Raw genomic sequence first — 21,079 nt, 5'->3', positions numbered from 1 at the left:
CCTTTCTTCATTATAAATATAACTATTATTATACCATATTGCGGTCATTTCGATATAATTCGCATCAACTTTCATGTATTCACATGGTAATTGGAGTATGATGTTTAAAAACACTTTAAGCAATGTCTCTCTCAAATAGAGAAAGTTCGACACTCTCTACATTCGCAAGAGCGGTTATAGATACTTTTTGTTGATCTATTAAGAATCTATCACATTATTTCAGAATAATTTTCGCTGATTTTTCCATTTTCGGTTTTTCGAACGATTGTCTTTTGTTGCGTTTCATAATTTAACAACGATGTTTCGCTTATTGATCATTTAATACGATCAAATGATTATTTGTAATCTTTAACCATACTTCTTTTTGCGCAAGTTCAGAAGATGTTGAGTAGAGATTTTTTCATAACGTACTTTGTGTTTCTATCCCTTTTTTGCTCTTACTAATCGGTAGAGATCAAACGATGTCCTCGTTAACAGTCCGAATGTCTTTTCGTCTTCCTCAAAAAAAAATAGAAATTTCGGAAAAACTCTCTTTCGTTTTTGAAAGGCATCGCTTAAATAGATGCAACCTACTTCCTCATTAATTTCGAAGGAGCAGTTGAGAGATTGAATAGATTTCTGAACTGTTTTCGATCCTCAATTTCCTTATATTATTAGAAAATATTCATTCCTCTTTCATATATCTTCTTCTCGTAATCGTAAACGACAGCTTCTCTCATTGACACTATAGTTATATGCGAGGATTTTTTTTCAGGCGATACGGGGGTACCGGTTCTGAGGTCCTTTTGATGAAAAATCGGGATTATTGAATTAAGATGAGAAGCTAAAAACTTTACACACAAATATTCTCCATAAAACTCCTCCCTATCATCAAGATTACGCAAAAACCCTTTTATCATCAGCTTTAACAATACGTCCTTTTTCACCAAAGGGGCTCCTCATGATCGACAAACGAATATAAAAATGGCAGCAATATCATACCCAAAACTGACAACAACAAAAATATCAACATAGTAAACTTGAATGGAAGCCCAAATACCTGTAATGCAAAAGATATGACCAATGGTACAAAAGTTGCTATACCCATTTTTTGTCTTGATTTCATTGTTGGATACATTTTTGTTCCACACTTAGGGCACTTTATTTCTTGGCTAAATTTGAACGAAGCACAAAATATGTTTCTCCAACTAAATGGATGGTTACATTTACAACATTTTGGCAATCCCATTGAAACTACCCTTTTTTACTTTATTTTACCATATGATATATATTTCTCTATGATTGATAACAACAATCTTTTAGAGAATAGCTTTTATTTTACACTGATGTAACCTGTTACAAATCCGTGGAGTGTATCATGTTTTCATGAGTGAAATGTTTGGATATTATGTGTGAAAATAAAGGCAGAAATTACACTTATTATCGGCATATAATAAATAATAAGTGTATGTATTAAGATGAAAAAGAGGAATATTGCAAATAATCAAGAATGATCAATGCCGATCTTTAGGTGAAAAGAGTAATAATAGCATGAAAAAGATATTTTTTATGAGTCAAAAGGATTTGTTAAAAAGAAGGATTAAGCAAATATTATCGAAAGTTCGAACAAAATAATTAGGATCAAACGCGGACTTTACTGTTAAGCTGAATTTAAAATTAATGGGATCGATATGTTTCGCGTTGCAATGAATAAGTTCGGAACATGAAAAATATGATAAAGTAGAGTAAATATTTATGGATAAAATCAATTAACCTCCTTCTTTTTGAACATTTTTAAGAAGGAGGTCTAAAAGCAATCGTACGATAGGCTTGTTCAAAACAGACCTTTTTCCTATCCTGTATGTTGTTTTTAAAGGCTGTTTTCGTAAGATTTGCTGCTTTGCGACTATCTAGGACAATCAAAAAGAAATAGTAAAACAACAATCTTTTAGGCAGAACCTAAACGATTTTTAGAAAGCGATTTTAATTTGTGTCATTTTGAATTTGAACACCTTAAAATGTTTCAGAAATGGAATGATCCATTTTCTCAGGAAGATCAAAATTATCCTCATGTTCTTTTTGAAAATGATGAGGTTCGATTAACAAGGAAACCAACACTCCTCCAACTAATGCCCAAAACGGTGAACTAATATTAAAAAAACTAATATTCGACATACCAATGATTAATGCGAAAAACGCTCCAACTTGAAATTTAGATTCAGAAAAAGCACTTTGCAAAGAGTTCACCAGTACGCTAATCATTGCTAGACCAGCAATAGTACCAACGAGTACAGATGGTAGAGCCGTTACAAACGGTACGACGATGCCGGCAAGTAATCCAAATAAACTGAATAAAATACCGTTTACCACAACAGATGCATAGCGTCCTTCCTTATTTTTCCCCGCTTCCTCTGAAGCACAAATGGCCGTCATCGGACCGGCAATATTTGCATTATGTCCTCCAAAGAAAGAAGTGACCATCCCACCAATTCCGCTTATTATTGTCATAACATTGACAGGCGGCTTGTATCCTTGAGCCATTAATACACCGGTTGCTTGAGCATTTTCTGCTCCGATAACTAAGAAAGCAAGCGGAATTGAAACAGATACTATTGCCTCAAGACTAAATGAAGGTATTAAAATTTGTGGAAGAATAAAACTACTTTGCTGATCTTGAATTTGAAATTCGTTCATGATTACTACTAAAATAACAGAAACAATGAAAGATGTTAAAATTGGCGGTATGACTTTAATAAATCGTACTGATAGCAAGTATACGAGAACTGCTACCCCTGCGATCAACGGGGCTTTTTCAATAGATGTAATCATTCCGGTTCCAAACCGGATCATGGCCCCAACAATCATCCCCATTACGATCGGAACGGGTATCCAGTTCATTATCTTTCCGATTGTACGAGTAATTCCTAGTAGTAAGACAATGACACCAGCCACAAAATAAGCACCCGCCATTTCATTTAAAGAAAACTGTGATAATGCACCTGCAACAAGTACTGCACCTGGAATAGAGTAAGCTCCTGCAATCGGCTGGCGATATTTTAAAGACAAATAAATCCCCAACAATCCACCAAAGAAATAAACAGCAAAGAGCCACGAGATCGTCTGCTCATGTGTTAAACCACCGTCTGCTGCTCCACCAATAATAATTAAAGCTGGACCAGTACATCCGAAAATAGCGGCAAGTGTACCAGCGCTCACTGTGTTAATATTTAAATGTTTCGTAAATCCTTTTCGTTCGGTATTCATAATATACCTCCTTTTTATTATGAATTTTCTGAAAATGAACTATTTTTTATATGCTCCCTCAACTATAGTTGGGGAGCACGAATAATTCGTATTTCAATATTATTTTCCTGTGAAATTCGGCTTTCTTTTTTGGACAAATGCTTCGACGCCTTCTTTGAAATCTTCTGTAGTGCGAAGCAATCCATAGGCTTTTCCTTCTATTTCAATTCCTGCACTAAGCGGTGTTTCATCGGCTGCATTGAGCACTTGTTTACATACTTTTAATGCAAGCGGAGAGAAGTTTACAAGCTCTTCAACGAGTGAATTGACAGCGCTTTCTAGTTCTTCCTTTGGAACAACCTTTGTAATAAGGCCCCATTGATACGCTTCCTCAGCAGGAATTCTTCTTGCACGCATAATCATGTCTTTTGCGCGAGTTAATCCTACTGCTTTAGCCACCCTTTGTGTTCCGCCGCTTCCCGGAATCATACCAAGATTCATCTCAGGCAGTGCTAATAATGTGTCGTCTGCTGCAATTCGAAAATCACATGCCATAGCAATTTCAAAACCGACTCCAAACGTATAGCCTTGAAGCTGAGCAATGACAGGCTTTGGAGAACGTTCTGGTGCTGCAACGTTTACAGCAAGATGTGATAATTCTTCTTGGTGCACTTCCAAAAATTCAGGGATATTCCCTCCTGCACTAAATGCCTTATCTCCTTCACCTTTAATAATAATGACGCGAACATCATCGTCTTTATTTAACTCATCAAAAATTTCTGGAAATTGCGAGCGAGCTAGCATGCTAATATAATTCATTTTTTCTGGACGGTCGAAAACAATCGTTGCCGTCTTTTTTTCCGGATTTTTTTCAACTCGAATGTGATCATATTGTTTTACTGCTTCCATGTTTTGGTTCCCCTTTCTTTTTTGAAAAAATTAAACGATTTTTTCACTTTCATTTATATATAGTTCAAATTCTCCCGTTTTGAGTTTACGACGGAGAATTTTCCCAACAGGGCTTTTCGGTACTTCTTGAATAAATACATATTTTCTTGGACGTTTAAAGTTTGAAAGTTTTGTATTATTTTTACAATAATCGTCAAGTTCCTGTATGGTAAGTGACGGATCTTTTGGTACGACATAGGCAGAAACAACTTGGCCCCAGCGCTCATCTTCTTCACCAATTACAGCAACTTCATGCACTTTCGGATGCTTCGCTAAAACATCTTCTACTTCAAGAGGATGTATATTTTCTCCGCCGGAAATAATCATATCATCGACACGTCCGACGACATATAAATCTCCATCCTCATCTAATTTGCCAAGGTCTCCAGTAAAATACCATCCATCCCGAATGGCTTTTTTTGTAGCATCTGGTCTATTCCAGTAGCCTTTAAAGCTTTCTGGTGATTCAATATTGACAATAATTTCTCCCAGTTCTCCTTTTTCCACTACATCCTCTGGAGTTGCATGGCCATCAGGATCTGCCTTAACAATGCGGATATTTTGATGAAAGCCTGGCTTGCCGGCACATCCTGGCTTTTCCATCACATTTGGATTGATCGTAAATGTATAAATTTCAGTGCTGCCTAAATGGTTCACAAACACTTCAGGCTTTAACATCTCAATACATTTTTCTGTTAAAGCTGTTGTCATGGAAGCGCCTGCATAACCAATTTTTTTCAACTTAGACAAATCGAAATGATGAAATTCAGCGTGATTTAACATATCGTGATATAACGTAGGGACTAAGTAAAGGCATGTAATTTCTTCACGTTCTATTAATTCCAACGCTTCCTTTGCATCAAAATCAGGCAGAATAACATATTTTCCATTTAAAAACATAATAGATAGAAGGGAGCGCATTCCCATTGTGTGATAAAGCGGCATTATCCCTAATGTACTTTCCCCGTCTTGATATTGGTTTTGGATAATATGGGCTAGCGCTGCACTATATTCATTTTTGTGCGTTCGCGGAACTCCTTTCGGTTTTCCTGTTGTTCCGGACGTATAAAGCATGAGGGCGACATCGTTATCATCTATAGTAGGTTTTTCCAAGCTGCCAGGACTTCTTTCAACAAGTTCATTATAGTAGATATCAGCACCTTCCACTTCGCCAAGACCAATCAGTATTGGCTTTTGCTGAAGATTTGCTTTCAAAACGGATTCCTGGCTTACGCTTTCGTATATGACAGCAGCAGCCTCAGCATCATTGACACAATACTCAACTTCTTTCACCGAAAGGCGAAAATTAATTGGAGTGTAAACGGCTCCAATTTTTTGCAGAGCCCAATAAATCACCGTATTTTCAAGACGATTTTTTAAAAGGATCATAACGCGGTCATGCTGTTTAATGCCGATTTTTTGAAGTGAAGCAGCGACTTTCTCCACTTCGTTATGATATTGCCTGTACGTATACCTTCTGTCTCCTTCTACAACAGCAAGTCGATTTGGATGACGCTCAACAGCAAATTCAAAAAGAGTTACAAGGTTCATATCATCATCACCTTTCCACCCGAGCATGATTACTATTTTCTTCAACTGTTTTTTGAATTGCTTCTATAATTCCAACATAACCCGTGCATCGGCATAAATGTCCTGATAGCATTTCTTTTATTTCTTGAACGGAAGGATTCGGATTTTTTTGTAAATAGTCAGTTGCTGACATTAAGATTCCAGGTGTACAGAACCCGCACTGAAGGCCGTGACATTCAATGAAATTTTTTTGTAATGGAGTTAATTGACCGTCTTCTCCCAAACCTTCTACTGTTGTGATCTCCTGCCCATCCGCTTGAACCGCAAATATGAGGCAGCTTCTAACAGCTGAACCATTTAAATGGATCGTGCAAGCGCCGCACACACCATGTTCACAGCCGACATGCGTGCCAGTGAGACCGCACGTTTCTCGTAAAAAATCACTTAACAGCAATCTTGACTCAACTTGTTCTTTATACTTTTTCCCGTTGATCGTCACTTCAATTTCATGAACGCTCATTGGCTTCACCCCTCGCTCGTTCGTAGGCTGATTTCACCGTACGCACTGCCAATTTTTTCGAAAGATGTCTTCTATATTCAGCAGTTGCGTGTATATCTGACTCTGGATCTACCATTTCATCCACTATATCCTCGACTTTTTGGAGAAGGGAGTCAGATAAAACCTCTCCTTTCATCCATTCGTTTGCCCCTTCTATTAACAATGGCGTTGCTTCAACACCGCCTAATACAAGTCTTACATTTGTAATGCGATCTAAATGATCAATCGTTAATTGACAAGCAGAGGCAACGAGTGCAAAATCACCGTGGCGGCGAGAAATTTCATAAAATGAATATCCATTTCTTTCTTGTTCTATAGGAATGTGTATTTCCGTCAGCATCTCATTTGGCATTATGTCAGTTGTTAAATAAGTAATAAAGAAATCCTCGACGTTTACTTCTCGCACCTCTTCTTTAGAAGCAATATGAAGTGTCCCTCCGAGCGCCATCAATGAAAGAGGAATTTCAGCTGTTGGGTCAGCATGAACAAGACTTCCTCCAAATGTTCCCCGATTTCTCGTTTGAACGTGCCCAATAAAGGGAACCGCTTCACTTAGAAGCCCTAAATGCTTCTGAACTACATCTGATCTTTCAACTTCCGCCTGCCGTGTCAACGCACCAATTTTAACTTTGTCGCTATCAAACTCAATAAATTGCAAATCATGAAGTTGATTAATGTCAATTAAACATTCTGGCGATGATAGTCTCATGTTCATTATTGGTACAAGACTTTGACCACCGGCAATGATTTTCCCGTCAAATCCTGCTTCTTCTAAAAGTGTTAAAGCTTCATCAACTGTTTTCGGGGAATAATAATCAAATTTTACGGGTTTCATATACTCCCCTCCTCGTTTAGTATTTTTAGAATCCTCTTTAGAGAGAGGCATTTTCCAGTTAGACTCTTTGATAACTTTTTCAGATAGTGTTGCTAACTGGCACTATCTGAAAAAGTTCCATTTTAGGGGTAGACTTTTCGTGATGCCCCTAGATAGTGGTATTAAGGATCATTGGGAGAAATCCTTATAAAGTCTGTTTTCCCAGCTCTTGTTCGAGCTTCTAACCCGCAATCTTGTTCCCTCTGGCCACCAATGCTGAATGTGACAGCTTCCAGACAGCATGGATTAAAGCAAGTTCTCGTGATTGATCAACAAGTGGGCTGGGGACATCCCGAATAGTCCTTTCCACAGATCCTTACATGAAAGGGGTTATTTTCAGGAAAAGGGCAAAAATCGCTTTACTGATGCTAAATGTAGCAAACTCCATTCAAAAGGCAGCCAGATTTTCTTATCGGTGCAGAAGACTCAATCGACCTTTTCATTGCGTCCACTCACAGTATGATCTAGCAGCTCAAAGAATTGGATAAAGCCATTCAGAAGGTTTAGAATTTCCAATTCCTTTGATTTTTGTGCTTGACTAGTATTTTCTCTATTTAAATAGATTGTTCGCTTTTCGCTAGTTCTTTATTAAACTTTTTAAAGAAGTCCTGAATGATTAATTTAGCTACACCATTTAGCATTCTTTGCCCAACCATTGCCACTTTACCGCCAACTTCCGCATCATACGTATAGTTCAATTCCGTCTTGTTATCGTCAATTGGAATAAGATCAACAACACCTGTTGCTTCAACACTTCCTGGTCCGCCTTCCCCTTTTACAATGAGCTTATAATGGTTCGGTTTTTGAACATCAGCAATTTCAATGGTTGATTCATATTTCCCTTTAACAGCAGCAATTCCAATAGATAATTCCGCTTCATATTTGTTTTCATCGACAGGCTCTAATTTTTTACAGCCCATAATGCAATTTTTTAATGCCAGTGGGTCAAGCAGCACTTCCCATGCCTTTTCAATTCCTGCATTTAATGTTACGCTCCCTTTTCCGTTCATGATGAAACCTCCTGTTTTTTAGACTGATTCAACATGTTCCATACTTTATTTGGCGTTATAGGTAATGAATCAATCGTCACACCATATGGCTTCAACGCATCATTTACTGCATTTGCAATGACAACTGGTGCACTCATTGTATTTCCTTCCCCAAGACCTTTAGCGCCTAATGGTGTAATTGGTGATGGCGTCTCAATATGTTTAATCGTTACATTTGGTACTTCAGGTGCTGTTGGACATAAATAATCCATAAATGATCCAGTTAAAAACTGACCTTTTTCATCGTAGACGAGTTCTTCATACATGGCACCGCCAAGCCCATGGACAAGACCTCCTAGTATTTGTCCATCGACAATAAGCGGATTTAACAGTTTTCCAGCATCGTGGACCGTGAAATAATCAAGAATGTGAATGTCACCCGTCTCTGGATCAATTTCTACTGTCACTAAATCAGCAACAAATCCATACGTAACCGATGAATTAATAAGGTCCTGGTCATCCGGTGGTTCAGCCTGGGCAGTATAATAGGCTGTTTCATAAATTCCAGGCTCCATCCCTTCTGGTAAAGAAAGTGGATTCCAATGGGCTGATCCAACAACCCTTTTTATAGAAATAGATTTAGATGGATCGGTTTTGGAAACGATCTTACCGTTTTCGATCGTTAAATCTTCTTCCTTCACTTTTAAAAAATGTGCGGCAATTTTTATGAGTTTATTTTTTACCTTATGAGCTGCGTAGTACACAGCGCTTGATCCGAGTGACGCAAACCGGCTCGAATAGCTTCCGGAAGCAATAGACCAGGCACTTGTAGCTGTATCAAGTTCAGCTACAACATTAATTTTGTCATGCGGAATTCCGAGAATTTCCGATACGATTTGGCTAGCGACCGTTTCATGCCCTTGTCCGGATGGTGTTGTACTAATGCGCACATTCACATTTCCCATCGGATCCATCGAAATCGTCGCCGCTTCTGAACAACCTGATTTCGGCAATCCTGCTTTTCTTTCCTCTGGGGTTAAGGCGATCGTAATGTAACCCATATTTGAACCAGATGGTTCAACGATCACAGCAAGACCAACACCTAGAAGCTTTCCTTTCTTGCGTGCTTCAGCTTGTTTTTTTCGGAATTCATCATATTTTCCGACTTTTAACAGCAGGTCAAACGCTTTTTCATAGTCGCCGCTATCATACACTCCACCAGATGCCGTTTTGTATGGAAATTGTTCTTTTTTAATTAAATTTCGTTTAATCACTTCAGTTGGCTCTAATTTTAATTCATCCGCAATCATTTGCATGATCCGTTCAAGAGGGAAATACGTTTCTTGTCCCCCATATCCGCGTATAAGCCCTGTCGGCAATTTATTCGTCATAACGGCATACGCATCAATCATTAAGTTTGGAATATCATAGGCACCTGTTGTATTAGCATGGTTCCGGTACAAACATGCCGGCTCTGGTGCCCGAATATATGCACCAACATTGTCAATCATTTTCATTTTTAATCCGAGTATTTTCCCATCATCTTTTACAGCCGCTTCTATATATGTGACGCGATCCGTACAGCTTGAACTAGCTGCTAAATGCTCCTGCCTGTCCTCGATCCATTTCACTGGACAGCCTACGAGACGGCTTACAACGGAACAAAGAACGATATACGGGAATATTCCTGCCTTAATTCCATAACTGCCGCCAATATCCTTTGGTATGATAATTCGCAACCGATTGCTTGGAATTTTTAATGCACCTGCCATAATCGAATGAAGCACAAACGGTCCGTGAAAGTTCGCGTGAACCGTATAACTATCAGAGCTATGATCGTATTGTGCAATAATGCCGTATGTTTCAACTGGCGTCGCAGAATATTTCGGAAATTGAAAACGATGCTTGATGATTTTGTCAGCTTTCTCAAAAGCCTTCTCTACATCTCCATAGTGAAATGTTCGATGATTAGCAATATTTGAACCAACATTTTCATGTAAAATAGGTGCTCCATCTTCTATTGCACGTTCAATGTCTACAATTGGTTCAAGATTTTCATATTTCACCTTAATTTTTTCTAACGCATCCTCCGCAATATAACGGTTTTTGGCCACGACAACTGCTACTGGTTCACCTACATAACGAACTTTATCAATAGCAATTGGATAGTAATGAACTGGAGCACTGACCCCAACACTAAAAGGATTTAATAGAGGATGTACATCCTTACCTGTTACAACACCCTTTACTCCAGGAATTTCTAAGGCTTCCGAATAATCGATAGACACAATTTTGGCATGCGGATAAGGGCTTCTTAAAATAGCCACATGACCAGTATTCGGCGGGGTACCGATGTCATCAATATATTTTCCCTGACCAGTCAATAATCTAGCATCTTCAACACGCGTCACTCTTTTCCCAATCACTTTACTCATTTAACTTACCTCCTTCCGAAGAAATCTCTTATAATTTTGTGGTGACTCAACAACTTGAGGATATTGCGATCGCAGCAAAACAAATATCATTACGAATTTTTGCCCTTTTGGCTCATCCCTTTAAAGAACTGGATGACCTTTTTAATTCGATATTTTGCTTGAACAATAAACAGGTTCCCATTTCTTTCATAGCATTGAATCACGGCACAATAACGCAACTACGGTGTCAGTCTTGTCAGATGCATTTTTTAATCTTATTTTTAGCAATGTAATCAGTATTGATTGGTAATATCTCCTAAAACCAATCGGTTTACTTATTTCATAGAAACTTCCGTTCAGAGTTAAGTCAGCAGCAATACCGCTTAACTGAGGTTTTTTACTTTCATCCACGGTATTTTGGTTAATACCTTTCCAATAGATGGTATTAATAGATTGTGTTTGACCATCCGCTTTGAAAAAACTGCAGCTGATATCACTCAACAAAATATGTTTTTTCACCTTTATGACTGATGTATCTTTTTTAGGAATAAGCCATTGCCGCCAGCTCTGATAATTTCTTTCCTGTTCCGCCTCTGTACACCGTCATAATTTCAGCCAAAATACTAAAGGCAATTTCTTCCGGTGTTTTCGCTCCAATATCAAGACCGACAGGACTATGAATTTGCTGAATAGAAGGATGAGCCTTCAGAGTTTGGCTGCTTTCAATTAATTGGGCAGTTCTTTTTTTCGGACCTAATAGACCAATGTAAGCCGCATTTGAATGAATGATGGATTCTAATATTTCTTGATCGTGTAAAAAATTGTGTGTCATTATAATGACATATGTGTTTTCATTAAACGAAACGTCAGGAACAGACCCTTTAGGATAAACTTGGATAAAATCAGCATCAGGAAAATTATTTTCATTGCAATGAGTAGGACGATGATCAAGAACAGTCACAATCCATTTCAAGCTTTTCGCCATTTTGACAAGCGGAATGGCATCAGGACCTGCGCCAAAAATCTTTAAGTGTGGTGGTGGACTTAATGATTCATAATATACGTACAATTCTTTTTCACCACCTAAATAAACCATTTCATTTTTTAAATTGTTTTTCCGATCTTGATAATCATGAGCAATTTCAGAAACGGTAATAAGTGAGTCGTCATTACTTTGCAAAGGGTCTAGGATCCACATTTTTCCTTGAAGATTTTCATCTTTCGCATTCACGATCGTGACAGCGTGTAATTGTTTTTGGAGGGATTGAGAAAAATATTGATCAATCACTTCTGTCCTTTCAGGCTGCTTTTTTGGCAGATATGGTTGTAAAAATATGTTCATTTTCCCATTACAGCCGACACCAAGTCCCCAAACAATATCCTCTTCTCCGTAAAAATCATAGTGGAGAACTGCCGGCTTACCCGTTTCGAGCACTTTTACAGCATGTTCTACAATATCTGCTTCGACGCAGCCTCCGCTTAAAAGACCTGTTAGCTTTCGATCTTCTGATACGAAGCATTTTGCCCCTGTCTTTTGGTAGGTAGATCCTTTTGTAGAAATAATGGTTCCAATAACACCTGATAACCCTTCCTTTTTGCAGCGTTCCAATTCCTTTTTAATCGTAATCACGACTTCACCTCCTATTCTTTAAAATGAAACTGCTCCCGATACTCTCTTGGCGTCTTCCCAACCAATTTTTTAAAAGCGGTTGCAAAATAGCTTGCATTTGAAAAACCGGTATTGTTAGCGATAATTTCAATCGGAAGACTCGAAACTCTAAGCAGCGTTTTAGCTTTTTGAACTCTAACAAACGATAAATATTCCACAAATGTCATACCAACTTCTTCTTTAAACAATCGGCTGAAATAAGATGGACTTAAATATACTTGATTTGCCACTTCTTTTAAAGTAAGAGCATAACCATAATTCATTTGAATAAACTGAATGGCACTTTCGATCGGATTTTTTAAGTCAGAGGAAAAATGACTTTTACCATTGATGGTTTGATTAATTTCTTTATTTAATCCTTGGGGCAAAATCCGCTCAAATGTATCAAGCAGTTCATTTTTGGAAAGCGGTTTCAACAAATAAGCTGAAAAACCTGAGTTGATCGCTTCCTGAACAAACTCGAACATTTTTAACTGAGTCACAACAATCACGGGCAAATCTGGATACAGCTCTAACGCTGATCTCCCTAATTTGATACCGTCTATATCTGGCAAGGAGATATCCACAATGAGTATAGTCGGTCGATTTTGCTTTAAAAGGATCATACCTCGTTGAGATGTACTTGCTTCATAAATGGAAAGAAAGCTGAATTTACTATCTTCAATAATTGACTTTAAATCCTTCCGAGCAGATTTATCATTATCAACAATTAATACATCAGCCAATTGCTCCCCTCCTTGTTTCTATATATTAGATAAAAATGTATTTTAATGGTTTAAAAATTTTGCGATTTCAATTTTGATTTTTTCTCTTTTGAATTTTCTAAAAAAAATAAAAAAAACAATCAGCATTTCATCACCAAACGCCGATTGTTTATCCTCCTATATATGACATCTCAATTTTATTTTTGTTCAACATACCTTTGTTTTCTGTACGTTCAACAGAATATTGATCTTTACGATTTTGCCAAACACGTTCAATAGCCATTTTGATTTCTTCTGGACTTTTTCCTGAACGAATGAAATCCCGTAAATCAAATCCTTCGTGGGCATATAAACAAGTGTACAGCTTTCCGTCTGATGAAATACGCGCCCTCGTACAGCTTGAACAAAATGGTTCTGATACTGATGTAATAAATCCGATTTCTGAACCTGTGTCTTGATGACGATATCTCTTGGCTACCTCTCCAAAGTAGTTTTCATCAATTGGTTCAATGGAATAAACAGAACTAATCATCTTTACAATATCTTTTTTTATCAAGACATCTTTCATATTCCAGCCGTTTGTATTGCCTACATCCATAAATTCAATAAATCTTAATGGAATCCCCTTTTTTTTAAAATATTCCGTCATCGGCAAAATTTGGTGATCATTTACTCCTTTTTGTACAACCATATTTACTTTAACCGAAAATCCGATCGATACAGCATAATCAATATTTGCCAAGACCGTTTTTGCTGATATATTTCGTCCATTTAGACGGCGAAACGTATCGTCATCAATTGCATCAAGGCTGATGTTCAATCGGCGAAGACCTGCTTCATACAATTTTGAGCCATACTTTTTTAAATACACGCCGTTTGTTGTCAAACCAATATCATGAATTCCTTCAATTTTTGAAAGCATGGCAATTAGTTTATATACATCCTTTCGAAGAAGCGGTTCGCCTCCCGTCAGCTTAATTTTCTTCACGCCAAGCTCAACAAAAATTTTCGTGAGCCGGACAATTTCTTCAAACGTCAACAAGTGATCCTTCGGAAGGAATTGATAATCGTCTCCGAATATCTCTTTCGGCATACAATACGTGCACCGGAAATTGCATCGGTCGGTTACAGAAATACGCAAATCGCGCAAAGGGCGGTGCCTCTGATCCAAGACTTGGTTCTTTTTCATTTTTTATCACATTCCTTTATAAGGATTTTCAAAAATGATCGATATTATAAATGTTATCCTATCAAATTATTAAAACGGTTTCAAAAATATTGCATGAAAGGCAAAAGGACACTCCTTTTTCTTCCCTATAAAATTTTGTATAACAAAGAGGACTCCTTACAGATTATTTAGATAAAACGAAAAAATAACTACTGTTGCACTTTGTCGTCAATCAGAAACAAAAACCGCCCGGTAATCCGGTTGGTCGTTTCGCATAATTTATAATTCTCAACATTTGTGCTTCTATTAAAAGCACTTCCTTTTATCAATTTAGATTCTAAGACCAGAAAGAGCTTATCAATGATTAAAAACTACAGCAAGTAAAAAAACTTGCATATTTTTAATGAAATATTTTTAATGAAATATCTTGAACAATTAAAAAAAATATGCTATCTTCTCAATAAGATTAATAATAAAAATAATGAAACCGATTTCAGAAATCGGTTTTAAAAGGGGTTAAGCAAGTGGTAACTATTGATGATGTAGCTAAAAAAGCTGGTGTTTCTAAAAGTTCAGTATCACGTGTGCTAAATGAAAATTTTGAATATATGTCTGAAGAAATGAAAGAAAAGATTCTAAATGCTATAGAAGAACTTAATTATACTCCAAACTCTCTAGCTCAAAGTTTGAAGAAAAAAAAGACACAAGTTATTGGGATTATTCTTTCAGATATTTCAAATCCCTTTTGGGCAGAAGTTTTGAAAGGTGTTCAGGATGAATGTAATAAAAATGGATATGGGCTTATGGTGAGTAGCTCAAATGAAGATCCAGAAACTGAAAAGGATAATTTACTTATGTTAAGGAGTCGACAGGTTGATGGTGTTATTGTCAATACTACAGGGAGCAATTTAGATTTATTTAAGAGCCTATTAGGTGAAAGATTTCCTTTTGTTTTACTTGATCGTTCACTTGGCGGTATTAATGCAGATACTGTTGTGGTCAATAATGTTGAGGGGGTAAAGCAAGCAATTCAATTTCTTATTGATCAGGGGCATCGGCGGATAGGGATTGTTTTGCATACCCTTGGTAATCGGAGCCCCAGAATTGAGAGATTGGAAGGATACAAACAAGCCTTAATTTCTAATAATATGGCCATTGATGAATCCTTAATTAAAATATGCAATCTATCGAGAGGTAATGGTATAAAGGCTACAGAGGAATTATTATCTTTACAAAAAAGACCTACAGCAATATTTGCAACAAATGAAATGTTAAACTTAGAAGTGCTTACGGGGATTAAAAAATGCGGTCTTAAAGTACCTGATGACATATCAGTTATTGGATATGATGATTTTCCGTGGATTCCTTTGTTGGATCCTCCCTTAAGTACAGTCGCTCAACCTGCATATGAAATGGGGGTCAAAGCTGCAGCATTGTTAATTAGTAATATAAAACGGAAAAGAAAAAGAAGACCGCAAATTATACAGTTAGAACCGCAACTAGTTATTCGCAATTCTTGCCAACCCCCTAAAAGATAAAAAATATAATAAAGGAGGTGATTAATGAATGTAAAAAAGGCTTTCCCAAAAGAGCTTTGTATCTAGTTGTTGTTATATTGCGGGTTGCTCTTTTGAAAAAGCCCAAAAGAAAAAGGATAAAGCTACGATTCATTATACCAAAAATGGTAAGGGGGATTCATTAATGAAAACGAAAAAAATTATTTTTACTTTAATGGTTATGTTTTTAATCACAATTTTATTTGGATGTTCTCAATCTACCTCAACACCGGACGTGGGAAATAGAGCAGAGGATACTAATAATGAAGTATCGAAAGATGTGGAAACGGATACGATCGTGTTTAAATTAGGTCATGGGACTCCCACTAATTCCTTATACCATAAAGGGTCTGAAAAATTTAAAGAACTAATTGAAGAAAAAACTAACGGAAATATTAAGGTTGAAATCTATTCAGATGGATCGATTGGACATGATAACGACTTGGTAAACCTTATGAAAACTGGAAATGTCCATATGGGGATGATCGGAGTTGAACCTCTTACGACAATGGCTCCAAAATTAAAAGTTGTTAATATGCCGTATATTTTCTTGGATCGCGAATCCGCTTACAAGGTACTTGATGGAGAAATTGGTTCTGAGATGGTTGAAGAACTCCCAGAAAAACATGGGATAAGAGTTTTAGCTTATTTTGAAAACGGTTTCCGACATGTGACGAACTCCAAACATGAAATTTTAACCCCAGATGATTTAAAGGGTTTAAAGATAAGAACTCCGCAAAGCCCCGTTTCTATGGCGATTTTTAAGGCCTTTGGAGCAAACCCTGTACCAATGTCTTTTGGTGAATTGTATACGGCGCTTGAGCAAAAGACAGTAGTCGGTCAAGAAAATCCCCTATCATTAACATATAACAATAAATTTTATGAGGTTCAAGATTATGTTTCCTTGACTGGACATATGTACTCACCAATGGTTTTAACTATTAGTGAAAAAGTTTGGGCTGAACTTTCTCCGGAATTGCAAAAAGCTGTACTGGAAGCAGCGAATGAAGCACGAGACTTTCAAAGAAAGCTTAGTGCGGAAGAAGAGGAAGATTTAATTAAAAAGTTAGAGGAAGCTGGAGTAACCATTAGCCGTCCGGACATTAAACCTTTTATCGAAGCAACAAAAGACGTTCATAATGAATTTGATGGGGAATATGGTAGTGATTTCTATAAAAAGGTAGTTGAAGCTGTAAACAAATAATTCTGTTCTGTAAGAATAATAAAATCTATATTGAATTTTGTTAGGACAGTAGCAAATGCTCCTGTTCTCTTCAAAGAATGTAATGATGAAATAGAGGTGATAACTTGAGGATCCGCTCTATTATTCTTGAAAAATTATTGAATTTTTTAATGGCCCTTTCTATAGGATTGATGTCCATTTTTGTATTTGGAAATGTCATATTAAGATATGTATTTAATTCCGGTTTAACATGGTCAGAGGAGTTAGCGCGATTCCTTTTTGTGTGGATGACATTTCTTGGAGCCATTGGAGCATTAAAAGATAATAAGCACCTGGGAGTAGACTTACTTCTTAGGAAATTACCACCCAATTTATATAAGTTAATATACGTAATAGGACAAATAGTTATTCTCTTTCTTCTGTTAATAATACTACATGGAAGTTGGAAGATGACACTGCTTAATGTTAATAATTATTCACCAGCTATAGGATTGCCTTTGTCCTCTATTTTTCTAGTAGGTATCGTGATGTCTGTCTGTATGTGGGCAATAGTCATTTATAGGACTTATTGTGTCTGGTTTAAAAAAGAGCAATCAAATGAAATTGGTAAATCAACAGAATTTGAGGTATTTGTTAAGCAAAGGGGGAATAAGAAATGACATTAACTGTTTTTGTTGCCTCACTTATTGCAATGATAATATTAGGGATTCCCATTGCATTTGCTCTTTTGGCCAGCGGAGTTGCGTTAATGTATTATCTAGATATTTTTGATACTCAAATTGTTGCACAAAATTTGATAAAGGGAGCAGATAATTTTCCATTAATGGCAATACCTTTCTTTATCCTTGCTGGAGAATTAATGAATAAAGGAGGGATGTCCAGACGGATGGTTAATTTTGCCTTGTCATTGGTGGGTCATATTCGTGGGGGGTTAGGTTATGTCACGATAATTGCAGGAGTTCTTTTAGCAGGTTTATCAGGTTCAGCGGTTGCTGATACCGCCGCTCTAGGAGCAGTTTTAATTCCGATGATGGTCAAAGCTGGCTATAAACGTAATCGTTCAACTGGATTAGTTGCAGCCAGTGGGATTATTGCACCTGTACTTCCTCCAAGTATTCCGATGATTATTTTTGGAATAACCGGAGGGGTATCAATTACTAAATTGTTTATAGGGGGGATTGTTCCTGGTCTTTTGATGGGTATAGGTTTAATGATTACCTGGTGGTTGATTACACGTAATGAACAAGTAGAAGTTTATACTCGAAAATCGTTTCGTGAAATGTTAATAGCATCAAAAGAAGCTGTGTGGGCTCTGTTTCTACCAGTAATTATTGTAGGAGGTTTACGTGGTGGAATATTTACTCCAACAGAAGCGGGCGTTGTGGCAGCCTTTTACGCTCTGTTAGTTGGTACTATCATTTATCGTGAACTGAATGTAAAGGATTTGTATAAAGTATTGGTTGATTCTGCTAAAACTACTAGCGTAGTCATGTTCCTTGTTGCAGCAGCGATGGTACCAGCATGGTTGATTGCCTTTGCGAATATTCCAATGCAATTGGCAAATTCGTTGGGATCCTTAATTGAAAATCCTTTACTTCTTCTGATTCTTATTAATATAATTGTATTATTTATAGGTATGGCAATGGATTTGACACCGATTATTCTCATACTAACACCTGTTCTTATGCCAATAATCACTGAAGCGGGTATTGATCCGGTCTATTTTGGAGTTTTACTCGTCTTGAATTGCAGTATAGGTCTACTTACGCCTCCTGTAGGCTCAGTTCTTAACGTAGCTTGCAGCATTGGAAAGGTGAGCATGGCGGAAGTTATGAGAGGAATATGGCCTTTCTTATTAGTTAAACTTATAATTTTGCTTCTTCTAGTTTTCTTTCCTTCTATTGTTACCGTGCCGATCGACTGGCTTACGTAATTATCCTGGAAAGGGGGATGAAAGATGGTCCGGTTTTTTCCTGATAAACTAAAAGAGTATGTTTGTAAGATTTTACAAAACGTAGGTCTTTCCCAAGAAGATAGTAAGGTGGTGGCAGATAGCTTAGTAGGAGCAAATTTACGTGGTGTGGATTCTCATGGTGTTACTCGTCTTCCGATCTATGTAAAACGATTGAAATTGGGTGTGGTGAATCCAAAACCGAATGTCAAGATTTTGGAAGAAAGTGATGCTACTCTTCTAATCGACGGCGATAACGGTATGGGTCAAATTGTAGGTAAGAAGGCTATTGAACTTGGCTTGGAAAAAGCACGTAAAAACGGTGCGGTCTTTATAGGTGTTAAGCATTCAAATCACTTTGGAACGGGCGCTTTTTTCGTACAAATGGGTGTTAAAAAGGATATGATAACGTATGCTATGTCAAATGCCCCTTCTACGATGGCGCCATGGGGAGGTATTAAACCGTACATTGGTACAAATCCATTTGCTTTTGGAGTACCAGCAGGTAAGTATAATCCTATTATTTTAGATATGGCAACAAGCGTTGTTGCACGCGGCAAAATAATAACTGCTGCCAGGGAAGGGAAAGAAATTCCATTAGGTTGGGCCATCGATAAGGAAGGAAAGCCAACGACTGACGCAAAAGCAGCTTTGGATGGATCTGTTCTTCCCTTTGGAGGTCCAAAAGGATATGCAATTTCCCTTATGATAGATATTATGAGTGGAGTACTGACAGGTGCCGGTTTCGGTCCATATGTAAACAATATTTACGGAGATTTTGATAAACCGCAAAATGTAGGGCATTTTTTTCAACTGATTGATATTTCCAGGTTTATGCCTGTTGAAAAGTTTAAACAAAGAGTGGATCAAATGATCGAAGAGATCAAAAGCTCTCCAAAAGCTCATGGTGTGGATGAAATTTATTTGCCTGGTGAGATCGAATTTAACAATGAGAAGAAAAGACGTGTTGAAGGGATTTTTCTTACGAAGGAAGTTTACGAGGATATCAAAGCAGTTGGCGAGGAGGTAGGAGTAAATATTGAGGAATATCTATATGTCGATAAGTCCATCGGAAAAAATGTAGTCCCTGATTCGTGAGAGCGAAAAAATCAGTTGAACAACATATGGTACGAGGGAGAGATTAGAAATGAATTTATTAAACAGGATCTTTAAGTATGAATTGCCAACAGAAATTGTTTTTGGAAACAATGCAATTGATGAACTTTCACATTGGGTGAAAGCTTTAAAAGGAACAAGAGTATTCGTTGTTTCTGACCCTGGAGTAGAACAAGCTGGGATTCTTGAGCGAGTAACGTCTATTTTAAAAAAAGATAATATTTGTTTTCAACAATTTACCGATGTTGAGAGAGAGCCGGATGTCAAAACGATTGATAGAGCGACAGCAGAGGCTAAAGCTTTTTCAACGGACCTTGTTATCGGTGTGGGAGGAGGGAGTGCGCTGGATGCCGCAAAAGCAGTATCAATTATGGTAAAAAATAAAGGAAAAATTACACAATATGCTGGTTTGAATAACATTCCCAATCCTGGGCTTCCGACCATATGCATTCCAACAACAGCTGGAACAGGAAGTGAAGTGACCATTTGGACGGTCATTTCTGAAAAAGAGAATGATCGTAAATACGGTATCGGGGGCAAATATTTGGCTCCGACATTGGCGATTTGTGATCCGACGTTAACGTTAACGTTGCCGGCAAACATAACGGCAGCAACAGGAATGGATGCGCTAACTCATGCATTAGAGTCATATGTAAATAAAGCCACTCAACCAATTTCTGAGGCTCTTTCACGTGAAAGCATGAGACTTATAGCAAAAAGCCTAAGAAAAGCCGTGGCACAGGGAGATAATCTGGAAGCACGCTATAATATGCTTTTAGCCAGTACGATTGCTGCTATGGCGTTTAATCCTACGAGATTAGGTTTGGCGCATGCTTTATGTATGCCATTGGGGGGTAAATATAAAGTTCCTCACGGTGTTGCCAATGCTATACTCCTCCCTCAAGTTATGCAATTTAATTTGGTAGGAAATCTGGAAAAGTTTAAAGATATTGCGGAGATATTCGGAGAAAATACCGATGGTTTATCACTGAGAAAGGCTGCCGAATTATCCGTTAGTGCGATTAAAAAATTAAATGAAGATATCGGGATTCCGAAGGGATTGCGTGAATACGGGGTATCTGAGGAAGACCTAGAATATATTGCCCGTGAAGGAATGGAAAGCGGCAACGTGGCTGTTAATCCACGAACGCCAACTTTGGAAGACCTAAAAGAAATAGTTCGTATGTCCTTATGAT

The 21,079-nt window shown here is 37.5% G+C and carries 19 protein-coding genes; 6 read left to right on the top strand and 13 right to left on the bottom strand.

Annotated features, from left to right (window positions below; genetic code table 11):
• Window positions 1-653 precede the first annotated feature (653 nt).
• From NSR00_RS00990 to moaA, 13 genes are all read right to left on the bottom strand, one after another.
• On the bottom strand, window positions 654-926 hold the full coding sequence (locus NSR00_RS00990; protein ID WP_340786355.1) for a hypothetical protein: 273 nt from the start codon (window positions 924-926) through the stop codon (window positions 654-656).
• Complete coding sequence (locus NSR00_RS17965; RefSeq protein ID WP_066248242.1) at window positions 923-1,228, bottom strand: TIGR04104 family putative zinc finger protein; 306 nt, start codon at window positions 1,226-1,228, stop codon at window positions 923-925. Before NSR00_RS17965 ends, NSR00_RS00990 begins: the two co-directional genes overlap by 4 nt.
• A 764-nt stretch (window positions 1,229-1,992) precedes the next feature.
• Window positions 1,993-3,243 carry a benzoate/H(+) symporter BenE family transporter gene (locus NSR00_RS00985; protein WP_340786351.1) on the bottom strand — a complete coding sequence of 417 codons (1,251 nt, stop codon included), beginning with the start codon at window positions 3,241-3,243 and terminating at the stop codon, window positions 1,993-1,995.
• 99 nt (window positions 3,244-3,342) lie between these two features.
• Window positions 3,343-4,131, bottom strand: coding sequence for an enoyl-CoA hydratase/isomerase family protein (locus NSR00_RS00980; RefSeq protein WP_117017502.1), 789 nt, complete (start codon window positions 4,129-4,131; stop codon window positions 3,343-3,345).
• Window positions 4,132-4,161: 30 nt separating this feature from the next.
• A complete protein-coding gene (locus NSR00_RS00975; protein ID WP_340786345.1) occupies window positions 4,162-5,721 on the bottom strand; it encodes a class I adenylate-forming enzyme family protein in 1,560 nt (519 codons plus the stop codon).
• Window positions 5,722-5,728: 7 nt separating this feature from the next.
• Window positions 5,729-6,220 (bottom strand): (2Fe-2S)-binding protein, encoded by a 492-nt coding sequence (locus NSR00_RS00970; protein WP_340786343.1) that lies wholly within the window; start codon window positions 6,218-6,220, stop codon window positions 5,729-5,731.
• Window positions 6,207-7,094, bottom strand: a complete 888-nt coding sequence (locus NSR00_RS00965; RefSeq protein WP_066248256.1) for an FAD binding domain-containing protein — start codon at window positions 7,092-7,094, stop codon at window positions 6,207-6,209. The genes NSR00_RS00970 and NSR00_RS00965 overlap by 14 nt, the downstream gene beginning before the upstream one ends.
• A gap of 593 nt (window positions 7,095-7,687) precedes the next feature.
• Window positions 7,688-8,143 carry an SRPBCC family protein gene (locus NSR00_RS00960; RefSeq protein ID WP_340786339.1) on the bottom strand — a complete coding sequence of 152 codons (456 nt, stop codon included), beginning with the start codon at window positions 8,141-8,143 and terminating at the stop codon, window positions 7,688-7,690.
• On the bottom strand, window positions 8,140-10,557 hold the full coding sequence (locus NSR00_RS00955) for a xanthine dehydrogenase family protein molybdopterin-binding subunit (RefSeq protein WP_340786337.1): 2,418 nt from the start codon (window positions 10,555-10,557) through the stop codon (window positions 8,140-8,142). Before NSR00_RS00955 ends, NSR00_RS00960 begins: the two co-directional genes overlap by 4 nt.
• 186 nt (window positions 10,558-10,743) lie before the next feature.
• A complete protein-coding gene (locus NSR00_RS00950) occupies window positions 10,744-11,037 on the bottom strand; it encodes a hypothetical protein (protein WP_340786334.1) in 294 nt (97 codons plus the stop codon).
• Window positions 11,038-11,077: 40 nt separating this feature from the next.
• Complete coding sequence (locus tag NSR00_RS00945; protein WP_340786332.1) at window positions 11,078-12,166, bottom strand: XdhC family protein; 1,089 nt, start codon at window positions 12,164-12,166, stop codon at window positions 11,078-11,080.
• An 11-nt stretch (window positions 12,167-12,177) separates the two neighbouring features.
• Entirely contained in the window at window positions 12,178-12,930 is a 753-nt protein-coding gene (locus NSR00_RS00940; protein ID WP_340786330.1) for a response regulator transcription factor, read from the bottom strand.
• A 148-nt stretch (window positions 12,931-13,078) separates the two neighbouring features.
• Window positions 13,079-14,098 (bottom strand): GTP 3',8-cyclase MoaA, encoded by a 1,020-nt coding sequence (moaA, locus tag NSR00_RS00935; protein ID WP_340786327.1) that lies wholly within the window; start codon window positions 14,096-14,098, stop codon window positions 13,079-13,081.
• 503 nt (window positions 14,099-14,601) lie between these two features.
• Here moaA and NSR00_RS00930 point away from each other — a divergent pair.
• The 6 genes from NSR00_RS00930 to NSR00_RS00905 all read left to right on the top strand — a co-directional run bounded on the left by NSR00_RS00930 (window position 14,602) and on the right by NSR00_RS00905 (window position 21,078).
• The gene (locus NSR00_RS00930; RefSeq protein ID WP_340786323.1) at window positions 14,602-15,615 is read left to right on the top strand and encodes a LacI family DNA-binding transcriptional regulator; all 1,014 of its coding nucleotides are present in this window, start codon (window positions 14,602-14,604) and stop codon (window positions 15,613-15,615) included.
• 163 nt (window positions 15,616-15,778) lie between these two features.
• Window positions 15,779-16,837: a TRAP transporter substrate-binding protein gene (locus NSR00_RS00925; RefSeq protein ID WP_340786320.1), complete on the top strand. Its 1,059-nt coding sequence runs from the start codon at window positions 15,779-15,781 to the stop codon at window positions 16,835-16,837.
• 104 nt (window positions 16,838-16,941) lie between these two features.
• The gene (locus tag NSR00_RS00920) at window positions 16,942-17,475 is read left to right on the top strand and encodes a TRAP transporter small permease (RefSeq protein ID WP_340786317.1); all 534 of its coding nucleotides are present in this window, start codon (window positions 16,942-16,944) and stop codon (window positions 17,473-17,475) included.
• Window positions 17,472-18,749 carry a TRAP transporter large permease gene (locus tag NSR00_RS00915; protein ID WP_340786315.1) on the top strand — a complete coding sequence of 426 codons (1,278 nt, stop codon included), beginning with the start codon at window positions 17,472-17,474 and terminating at the stop codon, window positions 18,747-18,749. Before NSR00_RS00920 ends, NSR00_RS00915 begins: the two co-directional genes overlap by 4 nt.
• 24 nt (window positions 18,750-18,773) lie before the next feature.
• Complete coding sequence (locus NSR00_RS00910) at window positions 18,774-19,865, top strand: Ldh family oxidoreductase (protein WP_340786312.1); 1,092 nt, start codon at window positions 18,774-18,776, stop codon at window positions 19,863-19,865.
• Window positions 19,866-19,914: 49 nt separating this feature from the next.
• Entirely contained in the window at window positions 19,915-21,078 is a 1,164-nt protein-coding gene (locus NSR00_RS00905; protein WP_289642870.1) for an iron-containing alcohol dehydrogenase, read from the top strand.
• Window position 21,079: the final 1 nt, after the last annotated feature.

This window comes from Aeribacillus sp. FSL K6-8394 (assembly GCF_038008865.1).
Lineage (GTDB): Bacteria > Bacillota > Bacilli > Bacillales > Aeribacillaceae > Aeribacillus > Aeribacillus composti.
This window is presented reverse-complemented; position numbering and strand designations above follow the sequence as displayed.